This window comes from Streptacidiphilus sp. MAP12-16 (genome assembly GCF_041262165.1).
Taxonomy (GTDB): Bacteria; Actinomycetota; Actinomycetes; order Streptomycetales; family Streptomycetaceae; genus Streptacidiphilus.
This window is the reverse complement of the sequence record NZ_JBGCBY010000003.1, coordinates 269,406-292,905: the sequence shown is the minus strand read 5'-3', so window position 1 is coordinate 292,905 and position 23,500 is coordinate 269,406. Positions and strand designations below refer to the sequence as shown.

Genomic DNA, 23,500 nt, shown 5'->3' with positions numbered 1-23,500 from the left:
CCAGCATGCCGCGCGACGGAGCGAGGGAGGGGAGACTTGCGCCATGCCACACCCGACACCTCTCTCCGACCTCACCGACGCCGCCGCCCGGCTGCTCGACCTGCCGGGCCGGCGCCTGCTCGGCCTCTGCGGGCCGCCCGCCGCGGGGAAGTCGACCCTGGCCAGGGCCCTGGTCGAAGGGATCGACGCCCGCCTCGGCCCCGGCACCGCGGCCTGGCTGCCGCTGGACGGCTTCCACCTGTCCAACGCCCAGTTGGAGCGGCTGGGACTGGCCGACCGCAAGGGCTCCCCGCCGACCTTCGACGTCCACGGCTACCTCGCGCTGCTGCGGCGGGTCGCCGCCGAACTCGACCACGACCTCTACATACCCGACTACGACCGCGCCCTGCACGAGCCCGTCGCGGCGCGGCACGTGATCGGCCCGGCGGTGCGGCTGGTCGTCACCGAGGGCAACTACCTCGGCATGGACGCCCCCGGCTGGCGCGAGACCGCCGAACCCCTGGACCAGCTCTGGTACGTGGACGCGCCGGACGCGCTGCGGGAACGGCGGCTCAGCGACCGCCACCTCGGCAACGGCTCCTCGTCGGATCGGACCCGTGCCAGGGTCGAGGGGAACGACCGGCCCAACGGTGAGCTGGTGAAAACGGCCCGCGGGAGGTGCGACCGGGTCGTCGGAGCATGGTCATGACGCTTGCCATGGACAAGGCGTGCCAAATCTGACATACCGCCATGAACCTTGCGGGGCAGAACTGTAGCGAGAGGCCGGACGGACACCTCTCGCGCATCAGTACCGTGTGATAATCCCCCCTATGTGCATACGTTGCGGGCTTCGTCCGAGGGCCGAGGCCCCACGGATATGAGCGAGTGGAGCCCGCTCACCGCCGAGCAGCCCAGGAGCGCCGCCCCGCCCGAGGTCCCGAGTCCGGACCGGAAGCACGGGTTCGGCGCTCTGGAACTGCTTGTCGCGGGCCTCCTGGTGCTGTTCCTCGGCCACCAGTGGGTCACCGGGCTGCTGCACGCCCCACGGCTGGACGCCTGGGCGACGGTGTTCGTAGCGATCTGCGTCCAGGCCACCCCCTTCCTGGTGCTGGGCACCGTGATCTCCGCCGCGATCGCGGCGCTGGTACCCGCCTCCTTCCTGGAGCGGGCGCTGCCCCGCAACCCGGCTCTCGCCGTCCCGGTCGCCGGGGTCGCGGGGGTGATCCTCCCCGGTTGCGAGTGCGCCTCGGTACCGGTGGCCGGCGGTCTCATCGCCCGGGGCGTGGCGCCCGCCGCCGCCCTGGCGTTCCTCCTCTCCGCTCCCGCGATCAACCCGATCGTGCTGACCGCGACCGCCGTCGCCTTCCCCGGCCACCCCGAGATGGTGCTCGCCCGCCTGGTGGCCTCGCTGGCCACCGCCCTGGTCATGGGCTGGCTCTGGGCCGCCTTCGGCCGCCCCGAGTGGCTGCGGCCGACCACCCGGCCGACCACGCCGGACGAGTCGGGGCGCTGGGCTGCCTTCCGGGCGGCGCTGGAGCACGACTTCCTGCAGTCGAGCGGATTCCTGGTGATCGGCGGGCTGACCGCGGCGACGCTGAACGTGGTGGTCCCCCGTCAGATCCTCTCCGGCCTGGCCGGCCTGCCCGGCGTCTCGGTCCTGGTGATGGCCCTGCTCGCGGTGGTGCTGGCGGTGTGCTCGGAGGCGGACGCCTTTGTCGCGGCCAGCCTGACCGCGTTCTCGCCGACCGCCCGGCTCGCCTTCATGGTGGTCGGCCCGATGGTGGACGTGAAGCTGGTCGCGCTGCAGACCGGGACCTTCGGACGGGCCTTCGCGTGGCGGTTCTCCTCCGTCACCTTCGCGGTCGCGGTGCTGTGCACCGCCCTGGTCGGCTGGCTGGTGCTCTGATGAAGCGTGAAGCACGTGCGGTACTGCTGGTGCTGGTCGGTGCGGCGCTGCTGCACCTCTCGCTCTTCACCGACGCCTACCTGCGCTACGTCCGGACCAGCCTGCGCCCGTACCTGATCGCCTCCGGCGTGGTGCTGGTGGCGCTCGGCCTGGCCCGCACCACCGCCGCGGTACGGGTACTGCTCCGCGAGGGCGCCGCGGAAACCGCGACCGCGCAGAAGCGCGGAAGCCGGGCCCGGCACCGCGGCGGCTCGCGCCCCGACGGCGGACCCCAGCAGCACGACGACGACGGGCACGGCCACGCGCACGGCGGCCCCAGGATCGCCTGGCTGCTGCTGCTCCCGATCCTGACGATCTTCCTGGTCTCGCCGCCCGCGCTCGGCTCCTACACCGCTCTGCACGCGAGCAACTCCGTCGCCAGGCCCGCCTCGGCCAAGAGCGGATTCCCCGCGCTGGCGGCGGGCGACCCGCTGGTCCTCCCGCTCGCCGACTTCGAGGTGCGCGCCATCTGGGACACCTCGCAGTCGCTGAAGGGGCGGCGGGTTCGGCTGACCGGATTCGCCCTGCCCAAGCGGGGCGGCGGCTGGTACCTCAGCCGGCTCACCATCACCTGCTGCGCCGCCGACGCCGTCACCTACAAGGTGGAGATCCAGGGTGTCGCCGCACCACCGCAGGGCAGCTGGGTCGAGGTCATCGGCGTGTGGCAGCCGAACGGCCAGACCGGGCGGGACGGCGCCGTACCCGCGCTCGCCGCCGCCCAGGCCACCGGGATCCCGGCGCCTCGCGACCCGTACGAGTGAGACCGACCGGCAGCACGCAGACACGCCAGACCACGAGGGGACGGGATCGACGGTGAAGTTGACGGACATGCGGGTGAAGCCCCGCACGAGGGCACTCATGCTGGTGGGGGGCGTCGCCCTGGCCCTGGCCACGGTGCCCGTGTTCTCCGGCACCGGGAAGTCCTCCGCGGACTCCAACTCGTACTACGGCAACACCCCGAGCGACCAGGCGACCGGTATCCCCGGCGAGAACGGCCAGCCCTGGGACGGGCAGACCCATCTCATCGGCGACGGCTCCACCTCGTACACCGGGCCGCAGCCCAAGCAGCTCGTCCCGGAGAAGCTGAAGCCGGGCGAGAAGCCCCCCCAGTTCGTCGTCTTCTCCTGGGACGGCGCGCTGCAGAACGACCAGCAGATGTTCTCCCACTTCAGGCAGTTGGGCGAGCAGTACAACGCCCAGATGACCTTCTTCCTCACCGGTATGTACCTGCTGCCCAACTCCAAGCGGTACCTCTACCACCCGCCGCTGCACGGGGTCGGCACCGCGGCCATCGACTTCGCTACCGACGCCCACATCCGCTCCACCGTGCAGCAGCTCAGCCTGGCCTGGACGGCAGGCGACGAGATAGGCACCCACTTCAACGGGCACTTCTGCGGCCAGGGCGGCGGCGGCGACTGGAGCACCCAGAACTGGCTCAGCGAGACCCAGCAGGCCTACTCCTTCGTGGAGAACTGGAAGACCAACACCGGCTTCACCGACCTCCCGGCGCTGCCCTTCGACTACAGCAAGGAGCTGGTCGGCGGCCGCGCGCCCTGCCTGGAGGGGCAGAAGACGCTGATCCCGGCGGAGAAGCAGCTGGGCTGGCGCTACGACGCCAGTTCTCCCGGCGACTTCCAGGCCTGGCCGTCGAAGCTCGGCGGCGTCTGGAACTTCCCGCTACAGGAGATGCCCTACCCGGGACAGAACTTCCAGGTCCTCTCCATGGACTTCAACTTCCTCGCCAACCAGTCCGGCGGCAGCCCGAACGGTGACCCCACCAAGTACGCCAAGTGGGAGCAGGAGACCCGCGACGGGTACCTCAACGGCTTCCAGCGCGTCTACAACGGCAGCCGTGCGCCCTTCTTCATCGGCAACCACTTCGAGAACTGGAACGGCGGCATCTACATGCAGGCCGTCGGCGAGGTGATGAAGAACATCTGCACGCGGACCGACGTCCGCTGCGTGTCCTTCAAGGAACTCGCGGACTGGATGGACGTGCAGGACCCGAAGGTGCTCGCGAAGCTCCGCCTGCTGGACCCGGGCGAGTCGCCCGACTGGTCGACCTATCTGACCCAGCAGCCGTAGCCGCGGCGGGCCCGACCGGGAAGCAGCGGGGAACGGTCGGGGATCGGCCGGGTGCGGCCGGGGTTCAGCCGGGGATCGATCCGGGGGCGGCCGGGGTTCAGCCGGTCGTGGCCCGGGTGTAGGCAGTCCAGATCCGCATCGGATCGGTGCTCTCGGGAACGGACTTGGCCGCGCCGCCGAGGCCCTCGAGCGAGAGCAGCTGACCGTTCTTGGGATCGACATGGAAGATGTTGACCGCCGTCACCGTCTTCCCGGTGTAGCCGACGAACCAGCCCACCGTGTTGTCCAGCATGGTCCCGGTCTTCCCCCCGACGCGCCGTCCGGCCAGCTTCGCGCCGCGCGCGTCCCCCCGGTTCACAGCGCCGACGAGCGCGGCGTCGACCTGGTTCGCGACGTCCGCGCTGAGAGCCTGCTTGGTCACCGGCGGGTCGACGGGGACGGCGGCGCCGGCCCGGGTCACCCGCAGCACCGAGTAGGGGTCGGTGTGCACGCCCGCTGCGGCGAAGGTGCCGTAGCCGTCCGCCATCCGGATGGCGCTGGGCATCGAGTTGCCGAGCGAGAAGTACGGCACCGGGGCGCCCATGCTCACCGGCAGCAGCCCGGCGGCCACCGCGGTCGAACGGACCCGGTCCAGACCGACATCCATTCCGAGCTGCACGAACGGGCTGTTCACTGACTGCTCCAGCGCCGACCGCAGGCTGATCTGCCCGAACGAGCGGCCGCCGTCGTTGATCCCCCGGACGATCTGCCCGTCCCGGTTCCAGTAGGGCCCTTCGGGGGTGTGCACCACCACCTTGTTGTCCCCGTTGTAGCGGGTGGCCGGGGTCACCGGCACCCGGGGGCCGCCGCGATCGGTCTGCACGCCCTGGCCGAGGGCTGCCGCGTACACGAACGGAGTGAAGGCCGAACCGGCGGGAACGGTCGAGGTGTTGGCGTTGTCGAAGCCCTGCTTGAGGTAGTCGGGACCGCCGTACAGCGCGAGGATCCGCCCGTCCGTGGCGACCGAGGCGGCGCCCACGGAGACATTGCGGTCGGCCGGCCTGGCGGCGGGATTGAGCCCTGCGGTGGTCCGTTGGACGGCGTCGGCGAGAGCGGCGACGCTCGGCTTCTGGAACGTGGTGTAGATCTGGTACCCGCCGAGGTCGAACTGCTGGTCGCTGATCTCGGTGCGGGCGGACACATTGGCCCTGGCCAGGTCGACCAGGTAGCCGGTCTCGCCGTTGAGGCCGGAGGCGCGCGGCGGCTGGATCGGCTCGGGGAAGGTGGTGTAAGTGGCCCGCTCCGCGGCGGACAGCCTGCCGATCTTCACCATCCGGTCCAGGATCCAGTTCCACCTGGTCACGGCCCGTTGGTGGTTCGCCGGGCTGATCGCCGGGTCGTAGAGCCCGGCGCCCTTGAGCAGCGTGGCCAGGAAGGCGCCCTGGCTGGGGGTCAGCTGCGAGACGTCCACCCCGTAGTAGACCTTGGCGGCCCGCTCGATGCCGTAGGCGCCGCGGCCGAACCAGCTGGTGTTGAGGTAGCCGTCCAGGATCTGCTGCTTGGACAGCTTGTTGTCCAGCTTCACCGAGATGAAGATCTCGGTGGCCTTGCGGGTGAGCGTCTGCTTCTGGTTGAGGTAGACGTTCTTCACGTACTGCTGGGTGATGGTCGATCCGCCCTGGGTGCTGCCCCCGGTGGCCATCAGGTAGGCGGCGCGGACGATCCCGTTGGGTGAGACCCCGTCATCGGTGTAGAAGGTCTCGTTCTCGGCCGCGAGCACGGCCCACTGCACCGGCACCGGAATCTCGGAGAGGGGCGCGACCTGCCGGTCGACCTGACCGGTGCGGGCCATCTCGGTGCCGTCGGCCCAGTAGTAGATGTTGTCCTGCTGGGTGGCGAAGGCATTGAGGTCGGTGGGTATCCCGGTCTCCAGGTAGGCGATGCCGACGAGCCAGATGAGCCCGATGCCGATCATCAGGACCAGCGCGAGCACCTGGTGCCAGGCCGGCATCCAGCGGCGGAACCCCGTGCGCCCGGGGCGGGGGTAGCTCGCCCGGACGGGGGCGAACAACCGCCCCGGTATTCGCAGGACCGCGCGGAGGCGCTCACCCACCATCAGCGAATCGAACCAGCTCCCGGCACGCACAGTTCCCCCATGGTTGAGCACACACACTGCCGACGGCTCCCCCGAGGCCCCCTGAGCCTATGCTGCGCCTCGTAACATCATCGCAACAACCCTGCACTAATCCAACACAACTGGCCCACCTGACCTCTGCTTCACCAGCAGCGACACATCAGGCCCCGAAACAGATCAGGCCCCCCGCCACTGGCGGGGGGCCTGATCTGGTCGCGGAGCCCCCATGCGGAATCGAACCGCAGACCTTCTCCTTACCATGGAGACGCTCTACCGACTGAGCTATAGGGGCGAACGAGGAAGACAATACCTGGTCACCGACCCGAACGTAAAATCGCCCGGCACCCGCTGCGCGGCGGCGCGGACGGGCGTCCCTCGACATCGCGTGGCAAAACGATCACACCTTGGCCAACGATGAGCACTGAGGGGTGGGGCGTGGGGCTCGCGGCGGGGGCGGAGCCGCTTGGGGCGACGGAGGCCGACGAGTTGACCCCGGCGTCCGCCGCCGCTGAGGCGGCGCTGCCGAGAAGCAGGGCCGCCGCCGCACACAGCGCAGGCATGGCTCGCGTCAGCCCCCGCATGCCCGGACCGTGTCATCGCGCTTGCTTGTGTGATCGACCGTCTGACCGAGAAGACCAGTGGACGCCCGCAACCGCTGGGCCTGCGCTGGGACCGTCGCCGCTATGGTGTGCGGCCAGCCGCGACCACGACAGACTCAACTGGCAGCGCCGCGTTGTCTGCCATCTCCACAACTCAGCCCCCTGGTGACATGTGGTCACCGTCTGCTACCAGGGGGATAGAAGCGCACGGAGTACTGCAGTCAGGGGTTGGGGAGGTGCGCGTACGGGTTGGGACGCGTGGGCGGCGTGGGCGGCGGGCCCGGGCGGTTGCGGCGACGGATCAGGATGAAGGCGACGACCGCTCCAGCGAGGACGACCACGGCTGCGCCGATGGCGATCCAGAGGACGGAGCTGCTACTACTGCTCCCGGTCGACTGCTTCGCAGCCTGGGGCGCCGCCTGGCCGGCCGTCGCAGCTGGGGTGCTGGTGGCGGGTGGGGCGGTGGTCGCGGCGACCGGGATCAGCGGGTTGACGTCGGCTGCACCGGGATCCCCGGGGGTGGCAAGGGCGATGCGGGGGCGGATGACGCCGTAGCCGAAGTGATCGTCGTGCACGCCCGGCTTGCCGCCCGCGTTGGCGGTGTTGATGAGGACTCGGATCACCTGGTTCGCGGTCCAGCTCGGATGGACGGACCAGAGCAGCGCGGCGGAGGCGGAGACGAGGGCAGCAGAGTCGCTGGTGCCGTGGGACCAGCAGTAGCCGGAGGGGCCCACGCACGCGTTGTGCATGTTGTCACCGTCCGCAGTGAGGGCGACCTGCGGACCGGACTCGGATTCCGCTGTTACCTGCCCCCTGCTGTCCGTGGCAGCGACGCCAAGGACTCCGGGAATGCCCGCCGGATAGTTGACCGGATTGCCGTTCTTCCCGTCATTCCCGACCGCGGCAACGATCAGCTTTCCCTTGGAGAACGCATAGGCGACAGCATTGCGGACGTTGGGGTCATCCTCAGGCTGTCCCTGAGAGATGCTGATGATCTTGGCGTCACTGTCAGCAGCGGCACGGAGTGCGGCAGAAAGTTGAACTGAGAAGTCGGCAGAAGCCACGGCCTCATTGGCGCCCTGTTTCACTACGCGATAGGGAAGGACCGTGGCTCCGGGAGCCAGTCCGTACATGCCCTGGCCGTTCCAACCCCTCCCCTGCCCGACGATGAAGCTGGCCATGCCCGTCCCATGGCCGTCCGCATCTGTGGTCGCGCCGCCAGAGAGCTTGGAGAAGTTCTGGCCCGGCAGAACCTTTCCCACCAGATCCGGATGGTTCGCGTTCACGCCGCTGTCGATCACTGCGACGGTGATACCGCTTCCCGTGGACACCTTCCACACCTGGTCGGGAGCATGCATGGAGTCAAGCCACCACTCCGTCGCCCGAATCGAGCTCACACCGGAGTCCGCTGTCGCCTTGGCCGCATTGCCGGGTAGCAGCGCCGCTGCCGCGCAGAGAACTGCCATGGCGCGCGGCAGTCCTCGCCTACCGGACCGTGCCATTACGCTCTCCTCGCCCTTGTGCCTGACCATCGGTTATGTCGGCGAACCTACTCGATCACGGAAGGGTTGACTCCGGAGTCATCCGGTGCCCAGGTCTCCTCATCCTCCATCAGATAAGCCGCTCGGCGACCGCCGCGCCCCCGACCACGGCCACTTGCCCCGCCCGTGCCACCGCCGCCCATGGGCATCATGCCGCTGCCCTCACCGGACGAGGCACCTGGTCGTTCGCCAGCGGCAGCCCCAACGCCGAGGCCTGAACGAGCGGAGCTGGAACCCGAGTTCTCGGCTGCTCCGGTCTCGCCACTGACCCTGCCCGAACCAGCACGACCCGTGGCTGAGCCACCGATGCCGCCGCCACGGGAGAAGCCGGAGCCGCCCGCTCCACCACCGCTCGCACCTATGGCCTGGGCGCCCAGACGGCTGCTGCGGCCGGCGGTGGGGACATCGGGCTCTCCACCGTGGATTCCCGACTTGGCTCCCCGAGCAGTCGGCTCCGAGCCTGTACCGAGCGTTCCGCCCTTGCCCTGGCGAGGTCCCGGCTCAGCCGTACCGGTGACTCCTGCTCCTCCTCCGGCGGGCGGTGGTGCGAGCAACCCGCCACCACCCGTGCCACCACGGCTCGGCCCCGTACCGCCGGTTCCGGTCGAGCCCGTAGGGGCCGCCGGTGCCGTCGGTGCGCTGGTGCCCTGAAGGGTGGTCGTTCCGCCCCCGGCGGGGGCGCCGCCGGCGGTCCCGTGCGTCGGCGAGTTCACGGGTGCAAAGGTGGTGCCTCCCGTGCCCGAGTGCGAGTCGGAGCCACCCGAGGATCTCCTTGTCCCCGTAGACGTCCGCACCGTCGTATAGCCGCCGCTCACGCCTCCATTCGTCGAGGAGCCTCCGCCGACCCCCGTCGTATTACCCGAAGTGCTGTACCCGCTCCCCTGCGGGGGCATCAACGTCCCTGGCGTCGGCGGGAAGTTCGGGATGGTGCTCACGCCCAGCGTCGCGTTCGCCCCGACGTACGACCCGCCCAGTTTCTCCATCTGGCCGATGGCCTCCTGGTGGGCCGCGTCGATGCGGGTCTGCGCCTGGTAGGCCTGAGCCTGGGTGATGCCGCCCGGGCTCGGCAGCGTCGTCGGGGTGACCATCACGCCCGGCTGCAGGATCTTGCCGTCGAGGCCCACCACCATGTGCGAGTCCAGTACATGCTGCTGTTTGAAGGTCGAGACTGTGGCCATGTCCGCCACGGGCACGGGCGGCATCCCGGGTTTGACACTGCTCAGCGTCTCGCCCGCCATGCTGATCGCCACGCCCGTGTTGCTCGCGTAGATCGACAGTGTGTCCGTCGCCGAGATGACCTGCTGTGCCCAACCCTTGAAGGTGGTTCCGGCGTCGCTTTCCCAGGCCAGATTGGTGATGTGGTGGGCGAGGTCGTCCGCGATCGATTGGATGTGGGTGCTCGCGTCCGACAGTGCGGTGCCGACGGCCATGACTCCCGCCGGGTTGGCGTCGGCCACCATGGCGTGCAGCTGCTCGTGCGTCAGCGTCTCGAAGTTGGTCGTCGCGCTCCAGCCGTCACCGGAGCTGTCTCGTACCAGCATGGTCAGTTCCCCCCGTTACGACGCGCGGCCCGGCGGCTGATTCGTTGGGCTCGTCCCGTTCTGCGCAGTGGTCTGCTGCGTGGTACCGGACTTCTTCGCCGCGTCCAGTTGCTGCTGCACCGTCAGCCCGTCCTGCGTCGGAGGGCGCACGGACTGCTGCGTCCGGCCCTGGATCGCCCACAGTGCGTCGACCTGGTCCGCCTCGACGTTCTGGTATCCGACCTGGGACACCTGGATGGTGATGCTCATCGCGTTGATCTGGTCGCTCAGGGTCTGCGAGAGACCCTGCAGCTGGGCGTGAACCTGCGTGTACGTGCCCACGAGGTCGCTGATCTCGCCGAAGCCCGACCCCAGGTACGCGGGCTCCAGCGTCTGCCCGGCGATCTGCCTCGGTGCGGCCGGGCCCGCGTCCAGGGACGCGAGCAGCCCATCGACCCGGTCGCGGAACGACTTCAGCGTCTCCAGCTCCACCTGCATTTGTGCGTTGTCCGTCACCATGGCGCCCCCGTGCCCCAGTTTCCATGTACCCAACACGCCTACTGCAGGCCAAAACTACCGCAACGCACCGACAGTCCGGCTCCCCACCCGGCCCTTGGCACACATACCGATGCCGAAGCGATGCAGGCAACGCATCACCACGGCGCGCCTCACACGTCCTCGGCGAGCTCCAGCCACTCCAGTTCGAGCTCGTCGCGCTCTTCCTTCAGGGCGCGCAGCTTCCCGTCAAGATCGGCGATCTTGCCGAAGTCGGCGGCGTGCTCGGCCATCTGGGCGTGCAGCTTGGCCTCCTCCTTGTCCATCTTCTGGATCTGACGCTCGATCCGCTGGAGCTCCTTCTTCGCCGCCCGGGTGTCGCCGGACTTCTTGGGGAACGAGGCCGCGGGCGCCGAGGCGGCTGCCTTCTCCTCGATGGCGTGACGGCGCTCCAGGTACTCGTCGATGCCCTTGGGCAGCATCCGCAGGGCCTGGTCGCCGAGCAGAGCGAAGACCTGGTCGGTGGTGCGCTCGATGAAGTAGCGGTCGTGGCTGACGACCACCAGCGACCCGGGCCAGCCGTCGAGAAGGTCCTCCAGCTGACTGAGCGTCTCGATGTCGAGGTCGTTGGTGGGCTCGTCCATGAACAGGATGTTGGGCTCGTCCATCAGCAGGCGCAGCAGCTGCAGCCGGCGCCGCTCACCACCGGACAGGTCGCCGACCGGGGTCCACTGCTTCTCCTTGCTGAAGCCGAAGGTCTCGCACAGCTGGCTGGCGGACATCTCGCGGCCCTTGCCGAGGTCCACCCGGCCCTTGATCTGCTCGACCGACTCGAGCACCCGCAGCGTCGGCGGCAGTTCCGTGACCTCCTGCGACAGGTACGCCAGCTTCACCGTCTTGCCGACGATCACCCGGCCCGAGGCGGGCTGGGTGTCGCCGTCGCTGTCCCAGGCCGCCTGCATGGCGCGCATCAGCGAGGTCTTGCCCGCGCCGTTGACGCCGACCAGACCGATCCGGTCACCGGGGCCGAGGTTCCAGGTGAGGTGCTTGAGCAGGACCTTGGGTCCGGCCTGGACAGTGACGTCCTTGAGCTCGAACACGGTCTTGCCGAGGCGCGAGTTGGCGAACTTCATCAACTCGGCGCGGTCACGCGGCTCGGGCACGTCCGCGATCAGCTCGTTCGCGGCCTCGACCCGGAACCGCGGCTTGGAGGTACGGGCCGGCGCTCCGCGGCGCAGCCAGGCGAGCTCCTTGCGGACCAGGTTCTGCCGCTTGGTCTCCTCCGTCGACGCGATCCGCTCGCGCTCGGCGCGGGCGAAGACGTAGTCGGAGTAGCCGCCCTCGTACTCGTGCACCGCGCCGGCCTGGACGTCCCACATCCGAGTGCAGACCTGGTCCAGGAACCAGCGGTCGTGGGTGACCACGACGAGCGCGGAGCGGCGCACCCGCAGGTGCCCGGCGAGCCAGGCGATGCCCTCGACGTCGAGGTGGTTGGTGGGCTCGTCCAGGACCAGCAGGTCGGGCTCGGCGATGAGCAGCTGCGCGAGCGCGATCCGGCGGCGCTCGCCGCCGGACAGCGGGCCGATGACGGTGTCCAGGCCCTGCTCGAAGCCGGGCAGGTCGAGGCCGCCGAACAGACCGGTGAGCACGTCGCGGATCTTGGCGTTGCCGGCCCACTCGTGGTCGTCCATGTCGCGGATGACCTCGTGCCTGATGGTGGCCTTCGGGTCGAGGGAGTCGCTCTGCGTCAGCGCGCCGACGCGGAGCCCGCCGACGTGGGTGACCCGGCCGGTGTCGGCGTCCTCCAGCTTGGCCATGATCCGGGTGAGGGTGGTCTTGCCGTCGCCGTTGCGGCCGACGACGCCGATCCGGTCGCCCTCGCTGACGCCGACGGACACGCCGTCGAGGACGGCGCGCGTGCCGTAGACCTTCGTTACGGCTTCGACGGTTACGAGGTTGACTGCCACGGGTGCTGCACTCCTGCGGGGCTGGGTGACGGGCTGGGGAACGCGCGGGGGGACGAACGTAGGTCCTCCCCAGCCTAGTCGGCGCGGGGTACCGCCTCAGGCCCAGAAGGCGTCGAGGTCCAGCCGCAGCGCGGACGAGCCCTCCGGGCCGCCGCAGACGAGGAGGCCGGAGGGGGCCAGAGCGAGGGTGTCGACGTCCTGCAGCAGCGGCACCGCCGCGACCCGTCCTTCAAACAGCCGCCAGATGTGCAGCAGCCGGTCGGACCAGGCGACGGCGAGGACGGGGCCGTGGCCGGTGCGAGCTGCGGCGAGGGCGGTGGGCAGGGCGTTGCGTCGGTCGACGGGCTCGGGCATGGACCGGCCCGAGGCGGAGTCCCAGAGGCGAACGGTGCCGTCGAGGCCGCCGGTGAGCACCAGGGTGAGGCCGGGGACTTCCGGCACGGCGAGGCAGGCCACGGCGGTGACGGCGGTCCGGTGCGGCCGCTCGGAGACGGGCCCTGTGGACGCGTCGACGGCGGGCCAGTAGTGGAAGCCGCCCTGGGCGTCGGCGACGACCACGGAGTCGCCGTCCGCGGCGACGGCGGTGGCCCGTCCGGCGGGGGTGGCGAGGACGGCGGCGTTGTGGTGCCGAGCCAGGCGCTCGAGCCACGCCGGGGTCGCGGTGACGGCCTCGGGCCGGGTCGACATGGGGTAGAGGCGGCCGGTGGCGTCGACGGCGAGTACGTGGTCGTCGTCGACGCCGGCCAGGCGGGAGGCGCGATGCCGGGGGTCGGTGGTGATCCGGGCGCGAAGCGCCCCGTCGGCGAGATCGTGCCGTTGGAGGCGACCTGCGCGGTCGACCGCGACGAAGGAATCGGCGGTCTCGGCGGTGACGGCCTCGGCGGTGATGGTGACCGCGGTGGTACGCAGTCGAGGGCGGGACCAGACCGCCGTCCAGGCGTGGGTCTCGGCGAGGGGACGCAGGAACTCCGCGAGACGCGGGTCGCGGCCCAGCGCTGCGGCGTGCAGTACGGCGGCGCGCTGGGGGTCGGAGAGGTCGCCGGAGGCGAGGGCGGGCCCTGCCTGCGCCCAGACCGAGCGCAACCGTCCGGGGGCGGTGACGCGCCGGTCCGCGAGGGTGGCAGTGATGGCTACAGCCGAACCGTGCACCAGGAAGCCCGGGTCGGCGAGGAGTCGCGGGGCGGTGCCCTCCTGCAGCGCCTGGTCGAGGGCGGTCTCGCGGATCGGCGCGGGTGCTGTGCGCCAGTCGTCCGGCAGCGGCGGGAGAGGGCGAAGCGGCGGGGTCGGCACGGCATCCCCGGGAGGGAGCGCGAGGACGAGCGCGCCGGGGACCGGGAGCAGCTCGCCGTGCTCGACCTCCACCGCGGCCCGGACGCCGGGCATCGCGAGCAGCGGCCGGAGCAGTTCGTCCACGACGGCCTGCGGGGTGGCTGTCGGGAGGTCGGCGGGCCCGCGCCCGGCCAGGTGCAGGTCGGGGACCAGCATCCGGATCGCGCGGGGGTCCGCCGAGACGCGTCCCAGGAGCTCGGCGACATCGAGCGGTCCGTAGCCGAGCTGCCGTCCGAGCTCCCAGGCGAGGGTCTGCGCGGTCTGCCCCCGCGCTGGGACGGTCGCGTGGACGGTGGTGGCCGGGTGCGTGTCGGATCCGGCGAGCAGCCAGGCCAGCAGATGGCTCTTGCCCGTCCCCCGTCCGCCGCTGACCAGGCAGACGCGGGGGCAGCCCGCGTCCTCGCGGGAGGCCCAGTCGAGCAGGGTGGGGGCCAGTCGCGCGGCGGGTCCCGCCAGCGGGGGCCAGGCCGCGATGTCGGGTGCCTGCACCGGGTCAGGCCTCCTGGTCGCGCTGGGCCATGGCCGCGCGGAGCTGCTCGATGCCCTCGCCGCGGGAGGCGGCGGTCTCGCCGTAGGAGAAGCTGTGGGTGAGCTTGGCCTCGGGGAAGGCCGTGGCCAGCCACATCGAGCAGTAGTGGCCCGGCAGGTAGCAGGCCTCCAGGTCGGTGTGGATGCCCGTCACCTGCTCGGGTGGTATCCCGGCGCCCTCCAGCGCGGCCCAGAGTCGTTCCTCGGGGTGCAGGCAGATCGCCCCCGCGCTGGTGAAGATCTTCTTCTCGCCTGCGGCGTCGGTGATCTCGAACGCCGCGTAGTTCTCGACGCTGGAGGTGTCCCTGATGTCGTCCAGGACCAGCGGCCACCAGCTCTCCCGGTCGGCGAAGGCCGCCGGGTCGGACTCCTGGAGCTGCCGCTCGAACGCGAAGAACGCGGCCTCCGCCGTCTCCGGGTCGTCGGCTGCCCCGATGGTGTCCAGGAGGACGTCGAGGCCGAGGAGGGCCTGGGCCAACTCCTCCGGGCTGGAGCTGACGTACCGCAGGGGCTCGTCGTAACCGAGGAGCATGGCCAGGACCTGCCCGTCGGGGCTGACCACGAGGTCGTAAGCCCGGTCGGAGCCCAGCCTGGCCCAGGCCAGGTACTCGGCGTCGCTCACCGACTCGTCGGCCTCCACGGCGTACTCGCGCAGCGACGCGGGCTCGTCCAGCAGGGTGTGGAAGTACGGTCCGACCTGAAGGGGCAGCGCGAGATCGGCGATCCGCGCGAGCACAGCCGCCTCGGGCGCAGCCGGGTCGGCCGCCGCTGCCGCCTCACCGAACCTCCGCAGCCCGGCCTCCCCGAAGCGGTCAACCAGAGCCTCGCCGGAGTTCGTCACGTGCTTCTCCTCCCCGCCACCTCACGGTTCCGGCCCGCAGGTGGTCACTTCGGTCTTCTAGTATCCCGAAAGCCCGCCGGAGACACCGCGCAGTGCCTCGAACCAGAAGGACTCGGGGTTCTCAAACGCCACCGGGTCGGCCGCCTCCATCAACACCTGCAGACGGTCCTCGGCTCCGCCGGTCTCGATGTCGCCGCCCGCGACCTGGTGGTCGTAGTTGGGTCGCTCGACCTCCAGCAGGTAAAGGAAGTACAGGAACGTGTCCATGCTGCTGTTCAGGAGGTGCGGCGGCTCGCCCTCGGGCTGGCAGTAGACAGCACCCGAACCGGTGTCGACATAGACACCGGTCGATCCGATGAAACCCAGGCAGGCCCATCGGTCGAAGGCGAACGGAAGGTCGACATCCTCCTCGTCGGGTTCGACACCGATGACAAGCTTCCCCTTGCAGATCCAACCCGCAACATCCAACCAGCGGGCATGTGGCCGATCAGGGAGACCAATGTCCCGCAGGGCGCCCCGCGTAGGAGCGTGCGACACTCCTCGAACGGCTTCGTCGCCCAGGGTGACCAGGGCCTCCACTGGGAGAACCGACTCAAACGCGGCACGGTCGACTAGCTGAGGCACAGACACTTCCCATCGTTTCACGCGGAGTCGAGCAGCGGTCGGTCATGGTATCTCGGCCTCAGAGCCCTGCGGCGGCGTGCTTGCTGGGGTTGGGGTTCAGCCCGTTGAGGTAGTCCTTCATGTTGTTGTTTCCCTGCAACTGCGAGGCAGCACCGGGTCCGTATTCCGTGCTGTGTGTGACGCTGATATGGCCCGGCAGGAAATGGTGCATCCAGCCACCGCAGTTGGGACTGCTGCTGCAGGGGGCCCGCTCGGTGTAGAGGGCGGTTATTCCGTGCTCTGATCCGGACTGGAGGAAGGGTATGCCGAGCACCCTTTCCGAATGTGTCGGGTATTCGCTGCGCCCGACCAGGATGAACCCGTTCGGATCCCCCTTCTCCCCGTATCGGACGGCGGCGTAGTTGTTGCTCTCGAACTTGTAGTTCTCACTGTCGGGGATCTTCTTGTAGTTCCCGTAGCTCTGGTCCTCGTGGCGAGCGAGCTGGGTCGCCTTCGCAAGATCCCCCTCGCCGAAGGGGACCTCCGTCGACTCGACCCTCGGTCGGGTCGTCCCCTTCTTCACCCGAGGCAGGTTGTACGGATTCTTCTGCCCCTCCTCGACCTTCCGGCTGGGGACCCGGTCATTGCCGTCCAGCTTCAGTTTCAGCCGATCGCGGTCCGCCTGGGTGAGTGCCGCCGGTCCGTGCGGTGTCAGTCGCTGGACCACTCCCTCGTCGCTCAACTTGTAGACGGGGGTGGACCCGATGTCCCGGTGCAGATCCTGGCGGATCTTCGCGATGCCGTCGAAGTGTGCGACATGCTCCGCCTCCGTCTTGGCGACGTTCTCGGAGACCGACTCCACTCCGTGGCCGGCGTCGTGGAGGACCGTCTCGACGGCCTTGCCCGCGTCCCTGCCTGCGGCCTTGGTGAGGCGTCCGGCGACGTGTTCGAGTCCATGGACCACGGGGTCGCTCATGTGAAGGAGAAACCTTCCGTCGCGGAGGTGAAGCGGGTGGCGTGGCCGGCCATGTCCTCGGCGTGGCCGTGCAGCGCCGCCGCGTGGTTGAGGAGTTCGCCGGGGTGGATGCGGAAGCCGTCGCCCGCGGAGCCGCCGCTGACGGTGGGGTCGCCGAGTGCCGCTTCGAGGCCCCTGAAGACCAGGCCGCCGACCGCGCGTTCGACGACCGCTTCGAGCGGGCCGACGGCCTGCTCGATCAGGTCACCGATGATCTGCTGCTCCAGCTGCTGCAGGATCGCGTTGACGATCTTCTTGGTGGCCTCGATCAGCAGGGCCTCCGCCGCCTCCGCCGCGCCGAGAGTCACCACGGCGGCGGCCTGGTCGGCGACGAACTCCACGGCCATCACCCCCAGTTCGGTGATGACGGAGAGCTTCGCGCCGACGATGACGTCCGCCGCGACCTCCAGTGCGACCGCCGCGACCTCGCAGGCGTCCACGAGCTCGCCCATGTGGTCGTTGGACATCCGGGCCCAGCTGGCGACCAGTTGCTCGTAGGAGTTGGCCTGGTAGTGCTCGCCCATCCGCTGGATGGTGTCCGTCGCCGCCCGGTGGGTGCTGTCGAGGTTCCGTCCGAAGTCCCGTACGTGACCCGCGAATTCGCGCACCTTGTCCTCATTCGCCTGCGGCCAGTTCAGGCCCAGCAGGTTCATCACCCACACCAGTTCACCTGGCAGTTCGATGGCCACGCGCCCCCCGCCCTCAGGAATGACCAATCGTCAAACACCAGAGCATAGTGCGAACGGGTGAGCCATCAAGGGCGGCACGGCACACAGCGGAGGGTGTGCAGACGGCGAACCTCCCGTCTGCACACCCTCGTTCGCTGCTACCTGCGCTTGGGCTGCTCACCCGGCTTGGTGCCCGGCTTGGTGCCCGCGAGGCGCCGCTGCGCCTCCCTGACCTGCTCGACCGCCGACGGCTTGACCTCGCGCTGCTCCAGGCAACGCACGAGCTTGTCGGTCATCTCGCTCGCCCTGCGCTGCTCACCCTGGGCGCCGAGCGCCTCCGCGACCCGGCGCACGTCACGGCTGAGCCGCACCGGGCCGAAGGTCTCGAAGGCCGCGTCCAGGTCGCCGAAGGCGAGGTCCAGCATCGGCCTGGCCGCCTGCGGGTCCGTCGGCGGGACGGAGAGGTGCTGCTTGTCCTGGGTGCCCTCGAGCACCTTCCCCGGGACGCAGGCCGCGTACGCCAGAGCCGCTGCCGCGTGCTTCGCCAGCGCCGACTCCGGGATCCGGTCGACGACGCGCCGCAGCACCTCGTTCGCCTCGTCCAGGACCCGGCTGCCGCCGAGCGCCAGCACCCGTCCGACCTGCTCGACGCACACCTCGTCCGCGATCCGCTCCTGCTCCCGCGACGCCGGGCGGTCCACCTGCAGCATCGCCGGCCGGGCCAGGACCTGCGCCGCCGGACCGCCCGCTCCCACACCCGAGGAGGTGCGCAGCGCCGCGTAGATCCGGTACGTGCCGGGCTCGGTGATCTGCCAGCCGCTCGCGCCCGCCGACAGCATGATCTGCTGCTGCAGCGACTCGCCGGGCTGCAGGACGTACGGTTCGACCTGCCGCGAGTGCCGGACGACCGGCCGCAGCAGGCGTGCCTCGCCGCCCTTCTGCTTGACGACGATGCCGAGATCCTCACCCGCGAGCAGGTGCCGGTCCACGACGACCGGGCCGGCCGAACGGTTCTTCAGCGAGAACTCGCCGATCACCGGCTCAAGCATCCCGAAGCGAATCACACCGTGCGGGTCGGCCGGACGGGCCAACCTGATCTTCAGCCGCAGCCCGCTGCCGGTCGCCTCGCTCGCGCGGCGCACCAGCTCGAACGCCTGGTGCTCGAACCACGGGATGGCGGTCTGCTGCTCTGGCCTGCCCGGCATGTGGCGGAGGAAGCGCAGCTCCTCCTCGCTGAAGAGGTAGCGGAAGTCGGCGAAGAAGGCCTTGGAGCCGCCCGCCACCCGGCTGGGGTCGTTCATGAAGCTGCGCGCCTCGGGCTCGTCCGCCATCGGCACCCACGCCATCGGGCGGGACTTGTCCCAGGAGTCGGCGAGGCCCAGGGCATGGCCGATCTCGCGGACGGCGGCGACGAACCGCAGCCGGTCGCGCTGTGCCGCCGCGTCTCCCGTGCCGTTCTGCTCGCTCGTGCCGTTCTGCTCGTCGGCGGCGAGGTGGTCGGCGGCGAGGTAGCTGTCGCCGAAGAGCACGCAGGTCTGGATCTGCTCGGGGCCGACCTGGTCGAGGACGGCTCCGGAGATGCCTGGGCCGTGCTGGTGGCTCTTCGCGAACAGCGTCCAGATGTGCTGCTGGGCGGAGTCCTCGTGGAGGTGGTGCCGTTCCTGCTGCAGCATGGACTGCTGAGCGATCGGGTACTGCTGCTCGGCCTTCCTGCGCTGCTGCCGGGTGGGCCCCGCGCTCGTCCGAACCGCCGCGTGCCGCTGGGCCGCGTCGTGCAACTCGACGTCGGACCAGGCGGACTGGGCCGCGTCGATGTCGACGGGCTCGTCGCTGCCGTGCACGACGACCTGGATGCCCTGGCGGGCGAAGGCCTCGGCGAGGTCCATCATCGGCTGCTGCTGCGGCCGGACCTGCTGGTGCGAGTGGGTCTCGGGCTGCACCCGGATCACCGCGGCGGAGTCGCCGGTGCGGTCGACCTCGATCTCCGCCTCGCGGAAGAACGGTCGGGCGAAGCTGTAGCCGAGGACCTTGTCCTGGCCGTCGGTCCGCTGGAACGACACCACGGCGCGCGGCTGCGCGAGCGGCGAACGGCCCGTCAGCTGCAGCTTCACCGAGGTGTAGGGGCGCAGCAGCGGGTTGCCCTCGCGGTAGCCGATGGGGCCGCTGTAGCTGCCGTCGGGCTGGCGGTCGACACTGGCGATCCAGTTCTGGGCGCCGGTGGTGAGCCGCCAGATGGTGCCGCTGACGGTCATGGTGGGGGCGATGCCGTCGACGTCGACGCGGAGCTCCTCGTACGCTCCTGCGCCGGCGGCCTGCGACGTGGTGCCGTTGCTCGACCCGTAGGCGTGGTCGGTGCGGAGGTAGAGGCCGCTTCGGGACGTCGCCTGGCCGGGGATCTGCTGGGACTGCTGCGATTCGTGCTGCTGGGACTCGTGTTGCCGGGACTCGTGTTGCTGGGACTGCGGCCTGATCTGCTTCGGCTCGTGCTGCTGGATCTTCACGGGGTGCCTCCTCCGGCATGAAGCCGGGTTGCTGTCCGTGCTCGGAATGTGCAGCTGATCGAAGGTGCGCCGAGGTGGGACGCTCAGAATGCGTCGTGGGCGCTCAAGGTACGCGGCGGGGGACTCCTCGCCTCATCCGTCGGCCGACGGAGGTGCGGAACATGCCCGCACAGCGTGAGCTAAGCACGACTCGGCCGTGAGCGGAACCCCTGGAGCCGACCTGGAGGGCAGAGCGGCGAATGGCAACTGATGTGGCGTCAGTTCACTGCTGTGGCACCGAGAACTGGGCCTTCGGCGAGCCTGGCGGCCTGGCAGGAGCCCGAGGACTCGAGTGCCTCGGCGAGAGTACGCGCGGCTGCCGCGTCCTTGGCCAGGAAGGCACAGGTCGGCCCCGAACCGGACACCAGCGCCCCGATCGCACCGGCGTCGGTTCCGGCCCGGAGCGTGTCGGCCAGCCCGGGGCGCAGCGACAGCGCGGCGTCCTGGAGGTCGTTGCTCAACGCCGCGCCGAGGGCGGTGACGTCGCCGGACCGAAGGGCGGCCAGCAGCACGGGGTCCGCGGCGGGTGCGGGGACGTCGGAGTCCGCCGATCCTCCGCCCAGCTCACGCAACCGGTCGCACTCCCCGTACACGGCCGGGGTGGACAGCCCGCCGTCGGCGACGGCGAACACCCAGTGGAACGTTCCTGCCACCGGCACCGGCGTCAGCAGCTCGCCACGTCCCTCCCCCAGGGCGACACCGCCGAGGAGGCTGAACGGGACGTCGCTGCCGAGCTCGGCGGCGAGCTCGACCAGCTCGGCGCGGGAGCTTCCGGTCCCCCACAGCGCGTCGCAGGCGACCAGCGCCGCGGCGGCGTCGGCGCTGCCGCCGGCCATGCCGCCGGCGACCGGGATGCCCTTGACGATGTGCAGGTGGACGTTCGGCTCGATGCCGTGTCGGGCGCCCAGCAGCCGGGCGGCCTTGGCGGCGAGGTTGCTGTCGTCGGTCGGGACGTGGGCGGCGTCGGCACCCTCGACCGTGATCCGGAGCCGGTCCGACGGTACGGCCGTCACCTCGTCGTACAGCCCCACGGCGAAGAACACCGAGGCCAGACCGTGGAAACCGTCAGCCCGCCGGCCGCCGACGGCCAGCTGCACGTTGACCTTGGCCGGGACACGGACGCGAACGACGGAATCCACGGACGCGACGGACGCGACGGACTCGGGCGACGACACGGACTTGCTACTCCCCTTGCTCGGACGACTCGGTCAACAGGCGACTCATTCTGCCGCAGGTTTCGCTTCCGCGATGCGGGCGAACTGCTCGACCGTCAGCGTCTCCCCGCGCAGCCGGAAGTCGATCCCGGCGGCGGTCAGCGCCTCCTCGGCGGCGGCAGCGGAGCCCGCCCAGCCGGCGAGGGCCGCCCGGAGCGTCTTGCGGCGCTGTGCGAAGGCGGCATCGACGACCGCGAAGACCTCCTGGCGGGAGGCCGTGGTCACCGGAGGGTCGCGGCGGACCAGGGAGACGAGTCCCGAGTCGACGTTGGGAGCGGGCCAGAAGACGTTCCGGCCGATCGCGCCGGCGCGCTTCACCTCGGCGTACCAGTTGGCCTTGACCGAGGGAACGCCGTACACCTTGTTGCCCGGCCCGGCGGCGAGCCGGTCAGCAACCTCGGACTGCACCATCACCAGCGTGCGCTCGATCGTCGGGAAGGTCTCCAGCATGTGCAGCAGCACCGGCACGGCGACGTTGTAGGGGAGGTTCGCCACCAGCGCGGTCGGCGGCGGTCCCGGCAGCTCGGCGACGGCCATCGCGTCGTCCTCGACCAGCGCGAAGCGGTCGGCGCGCTCAGGCATCCTGGCGGCGACGGTGGTCGGCAGGTGCCGGGCGAGGAGCGGGTCGATCTCGACGGCGGTGACCCGGTCGGCGACCTCCAGCAGCCCCAGGGTGAGCGAGCCCAGGCCGGGGCCGACCTCCACCACGACGTCCTTCGGGCCGACCCCGGCCGCACGGACGATGCGGCGGACCGTGTTGGCGTCGATGACGAAGTTCTGCCCGCGCTGCTTGGTCGGACGGACGCCGAGGGCGGCGGCGAGGCCGCGGATGTCGGCGGGGCCGAGGAGGGGGCCGTCGGCGGACGGGGCGGTGCTGGTCTGGTCCGTGCTGGTCGGATCGGGGGTGCTGGTCGAGTCCTGGGCGCTGGTGCTCACCGGGTAAGACTATCCGCCGGCGCGGTGCCCGCAGCTGGGCCACGGGGAGGCGCCGCGCTGCTGGTAGAGCCTTCGGGCGCGGGCGGTCTGCTCCTCGGCGGGGGCGTCCTGGGGACGCCCGGCGCCGCCGAGACGGTGCCAGGTGCTGCGGTCGAACTGGTAGAGGCCCCCGTAGCGGCCGCTGGGGTCAACGGCGTGCGGATCGCCGCCGGCCTCGCAGCGGGCGAGCGCGGACCAGTTCAGGTCGCCGGTGATGTGGTGCGTGGCGGGACTGTCCTCCCGCTGCGGCTCCGGCATGGAGCGGGTGTGGCGGGACTCGGTGCCGTACCGGAGCGCATGGCGGGCCCTGGTGGCCGAGCGCGACGGAGGTCCGGCGTGCAGGTGAGCGGGCGCCGGGGTGAGGGCCGTGGGCGCGGCGGGCGGCGCCGCATCGTGCGACTCGGCGCTGGAGGCGGGGTCCGCGTCCAGCCGTACCCGCTGCGGCAAGCTGTCCGCGTTGAGCCGGGCCTGGTGCTGCTGGCTGACGAAGGCGCTGGTCCCGCCGACCAGAAGGGCGAGGGCCAGCGCCTTGGGCAGCCGTCGCTGCAGGCCTGCAGAAACGTTCACTCGAAACCTTCCGCCGTCCGACAGAGCTCCTGCGGAGGGATCAACGATCCTCGGCGGGCAGGGTCACTCCCGCTCCCTCGCGAGAGCCGCTCAGTAGTCGAACGCGCGGGCGGTGTTCGCGGCGACGGCGGCGGCCATCGCGTCCTCGTCCAGTCCCCGCACTGCGGCCATCGCCCGCAATGTGATCGGGATCAGGTACGGGGCGTTGGGGCGTCCCCGGTAGGGGGCCGGGGTGAGGAACGGGGCGTCGGTCTCGACCAGGACCCGGTCCAGCGGTGCCACCGCGAGAGCCTCCCTGAGGTGCTGGTTGGCCGGGAAGGTGACCGGTCCCGCGAAGGAGAGGTAGTAGCCCGCCTCGGCGCAGATCTTCGCCATCTCGGCATCGCCCGAGTAGCAGTGGAACACGGTGCGCTCCGGCGCGCCCTCCTCGCGGAGGATGCGCAGCACGTCGTCGTGGGCGTCCCGGTCGTGGATCACCAGGGCCTTGCCGTGCTTCTTCGCGAGCGCGATGTGGCGGCGGAAGGACTCCTGCTGGACCTCCACACCCTCCGGCCCGGTCCGGAAGTAGTCGAGGCCGGTCTCGCCGACGGCCCGCACCTGCGGCAGAGCGGCCAGAGCATCGATCTCGGCGAGCGCGTCGTCGAGCGCCTTCGGGCCGCCGGGGGCGCGCTTGCGGCCGCTCCAGCCGTCGGGGTCGCCGAGGACGATCCGCGGAGCCTCGTTGGGGTGCAGTGAGACGGTCGCGTGGACGCCCGCGTGCTGCGCGGCGAGGTCGGCGGCCCAGCGGGACCCTTCGAGGTCGCAGCCGACCTGCACCACAGTGGTGACGCCCACGGAAGCAGCCCTGAGGAGACCGTCCTCGGGGCTGCCGTCCTGCATGTCGAGGTGCGTGTGCGAGTCGGCGACCGCGACCCGCAGCGGCTCGGGGAGCGGCGGGGCCGCGTCGCGATCCGACTTCTTCCTGGACTGGGCCATG

The 23,500-nt window shown here is 70.7% G+C and carries 18 protein-coding genes, 1 tRNA gene and 1 pseudogene; 4 read left to right on the top strand and 16 right to left on the bottom strand.

The window, feature by feature from the left end:
• The first annotated feature begins 43 nt into the window (after positions 1-43).
• The 4 genes from ABIA33_RS05205 to ABIA33_RS05190 all read left to right on the top strand — a co-directional run bounded on the left by ABIA33_RS05205 (position 44) and on the right by ABIA33_RS05190 (position 4,009).
• The gene (locus tag ABIA33_RS05205) at positions 44-688 is read left to right on the top strand and encodes a nucleoside/nucleotide kinase family protein (protein WP_370077548.1); all 645 of its coding nucleotides are present in this window, start codon (positions 44-46) and stop codon (positions 686-688) included.
• 168 nt (positions 689-856) lie between these two features.
• A complete protein-coding gene (locus ABIA33_RS05200) occupies positions 857-1,885 on the top strand; it encodes a permease (protein ID WP_370077546.1) in 1,029 nt (342 codons plus the stop codon).
• Positions 1,885-2,685 carry a TIGR03943 family protein gene (locus ABIA33_RS05195; RefSeq protein ID WP_370077544.1) on the top strand — a complete coding sequence of 267 codons (801 nt, stop codon included), beginning with the start codon at positions 1,885-1,887 and terminating at the stop codon, positions 2,683-2,685. Before ABIA33_RS05200 ends, ABIA33_RS05195 begins: the two co-directional genes overlap by 1 nt.
• A 67-nt stretch (positions 2,686-2,752) precedes the next feature.
• A complete protein-coding gene (locus ABIA33_RS05190) occupies positions 2,753-4,009 on the top strand; it encodes a hypothetical protein (protein ID WP_370077770.1) in 1,257 nt (418 codons plus the stop codon).
• Positions 4,010-4,106: 97 nt separating this feature from the next.
• On the opposite strand, the gene ABIA33_RS05185 is transcribed toward ABIA33_RS05190, so the two are convergent.
• From ABIA33_RS05185 to ABIA33_RS05110, 16 genes and pseudogenes are all read right to left on the bottom strand, one after another.
• The gene (locus tag ABIA33_RS05185; protein ID WP_370077542.1) at positions 4,107-6,104 is read right to left on the bottom strand and encodes a transglycosylase domain-containing protein; all 1,998 of its coding nucleotides are present in this window, start codon (positions 6,102-6,104) and stop codon (positions 4,107-4,109) included.
• 237 nt (positions 6,105-6,341) lie between these two features.
• A tRNA-Thr gene (locus tag ABIA33_RS05180) sits at positions 6,342-6,414 on the bottom strand.
• A gap of 528 nt (positions 6,415-6,942) precedes the next feature.
• Positions 6,943-8,187 (bottom strand): type VII secretion-associated serine protease mycosin, encoded by a 1,245-nt coding sequence (gene mycP, locus ABIA33_RS05175; RefSeq protein WP_370077540.1) that lies wholly within the window; start codon positions 8,185-8,187, stop codon positions 6,943-6,945.
• Positions 8,188-8,270: 83 nt separating this feature from the next.
• The gene (locus ABIA33_RS05170; protein ID WP_370077538.1) at positions 8,271-9,803 is read right to left on the bottom strand and encodes a WXG100 family type VII secretion target; all 1,533 of its coding nucleotides are present in this window, start codon (positions 9,801-9,803) and stop codon (positions 8,271-8,273) included.
• 15 nt (positions 9,804-9,818) lie between these two features.
• A complete protein-coding gene (locus ABIA33_RS05165) occupies positions 9,819-10,301 on the bottom strand; it encodes a hypothetical protein (protein WP_370077536.1) in 483 nt (160 codons plus the stop codon).
• A gap of 149 nt (positions 10,302-10,450) precedes the next feature.
• Complete coding sequence (locus ABIA33_RS05160; protein ID WP_370077534.1) at positions 10,451-12,244, bottom strand: ABC-F family ATP-binding cassette domain-containing protein; 1,794 nt, start codon at positions 12,242-12,244, stop codon at positions 10,451-10,453.
• Positions 12,245-12,340: 96 nt separating this feature from the next.
• On the bottom strand, positions 12,341-14,062 hold the full coding sequence (locus ABIA33_RS05155; protein ID WP_370077532.1) for a hypothetical protein: 1,722 nt from the start codon (positions 14,060-14,062) through the stop codon (positions 12,341-12,343).
• 4 nt (positions 14,063-14,066) lie between these two features.
• Entirely contained in the window at positions 14,067-14,942 is an 876-nt protein-coding gene (locus ABIA33_RS05150) for a nucleic acid/nucleotide deaminase domain-containing protein (protein ID WP_370077530.1), read from the bottom strand.
• Between the two features lie 57 nt (positions 14,943-14,999).
• Entirely contained in the window at positions 15,000-15,566 is a 567-nt protein-coding gene (locus tag ABIA33_RS05145) for an SUKH-4 family immunity protein (RefSeq protein WP_370077528.1), read from the bottom strand.
• Positions 15,567-15,624: 58 nt separating this feature from the next.
• Positions 15,625-16,521 carry a nucleic acid/nucleotide deaminase domain-containing protein gene (locus ABIA33_RS05140; protein WP_370077525.1) on the bottom strand — a complete coding sequence of 299 codons (897 nt, stop codon included), beginning with the start codon at positions 16,519-16,521 and terminating at the stop codon, positions 15,625-15,627.
• Positions 16,518-17,249 (bottom strand): hypothetical protein, encoded by a 732-nt coding sequence (locus tag ABIA33_RS05135; protein WP_370077523.1) that lies wholly within the window; start codon positions 17,247-17,249, stop codon positions 16,518-16,520. The genes ABIA33_RS05140 and ABIA33_RS05135 overlap by 4 nt, the downstream gene beginning before the upstream one ends.
• Before the next feature lie 137 nt (positions 17,250-17,386).
• Complete coding sequence (locus tag ABIA33_RS05130) at positions 17,387-19,729, bottom strand: hypothetical protein (protein WP_370077521.1); 2,343 nt, start codon at positions 19,727-19,729, stop codon at positions 17,387-17,389.
• A gap of 257 nt (positions 19,730-19,986) precedes the next feature.
• Positions 19,987-20,943 carry a 4-(cytidine 5'-diphospho)-2-C-methyl-D-erythritol kinase gene (locus ABIA33_RS05125; protein WP_370077518.1) on the bottom strand — a complete coding sequence of 319 codons (957 nt, stop codon included), beginning with the start codon at positions 20,941-20,943 and terminating at the stop codon, positions 19,987-19,989.
• A 45-nt stretch (positions 20,944-20,988) separates the two neighbouring features.
• Positions 20,989-21,813, bottom strand: coding sequence for a 16S rRNA (adenine(1518)-N(6)/adenine(1519)-N(6))-dimethyltransferase RsmA (rsmA, locus tag ABIA33_RS05120; RefSeq protein ID WP_370077768.1), 825 nt, complete (start codon positions 21,811-21,813; stop codon positions 20,989-20,991).
• A gap of 114 nt (positions 21,814-21,927) precedes the next feature.
• Positions 21,928-22,164 (bottom strand): annotated as a pseudogene (locus ABIA33_RS05115) (transglycosylase family protein); the annotation flags it as partial.
• Positions 22,165-22,614: 450 nt separating this feature from the next.
• Complete coding sequence (locus ABIA33_RS05110) at positions 22,615-23,499, bottom strand: TatD family hydrolase (RefSeq protein ID WP_370077516.1); 885 nt, start codon at positions 23,497-23,499, stop codon at positions 22,615-22,617.
• Between the last annotated feature and the right edge of the window lies 1 nt (position 23,500).

Bases quoted from the DNA above. Each gene is read 5' to 3' on its own strand.
- ABIA33_RS05205 (WP_370077548.1), top strand. From the start codon at position 44: ATGCCACACCCGACACCTCTCTCCGACCTCACCGACGCCGCCGCCCGG.
- ABIA33_RS05200 (WP_370077546.1), top strand. From the start codon at position 857: ATGAGCGAGTGGAGCCCGCTCACCGCCGAGCAGCCCAGGAGCGCCGCC.
- ABIA33_RS05195 (WP_370077544.1), top strand. From the start codon at position 1,885: ATGAAGCGTGAAGCACGTGCGGTACTGCTGGTGCTGGTCGGTGCGGCG.
- ABIA33_RS05190 (WP_370077770.1), top strand. From the start codon at position 2,753: ATGCGGGTGAAGCCCCGCACGAGGGCACTCATGCTGGTGGGGGGCGTC.
- ABIA33_RS05185 (WP_370077542.1), bottom strand. From the start codon at position 6,104: ATGGTGGGTGAGCGCCTCCGCGCGGTCCTGCGAATACCGGGGCGGTTG.
- mycP (WP_370077540.1), bottom strand. From the start codon at position 8,187: ATGGCAGTTCTCTGCGCGGCAGCGGCGCTGCTACCCGGCAATGCGGCC.
- ABIA33_RS05170 (WP_370077538.1), bottom strand. From the start codon at position 9,803: ATGCTGGTACGAGACAGCTCCGGTGACGGCTGGAGCGCGACGACCAAC.
- ABIA33_RS05165 (WP_370077536.1), bottom strand. From the start codon at position 10,301: ATGGTGACGGACAACGCACAAATGCAGGTGGAGCTGGAGACGCTGAAG.
- ABIA33_RS05140 (WP_370077525.1), bottom strand. From the start codon at position 16,521: ATGAGCGACCCCGTGGTCCATGGACTCGAACACGTCGCCGGACGCCTC.
- ABIA33_RS05110 (WP_370077516.1), bottom strand. From the start codon at position 23,499: ATGGCCCAGTCCAGGAAGAAGTCGGATCGCGACGCGGCCCCGCCGCTC.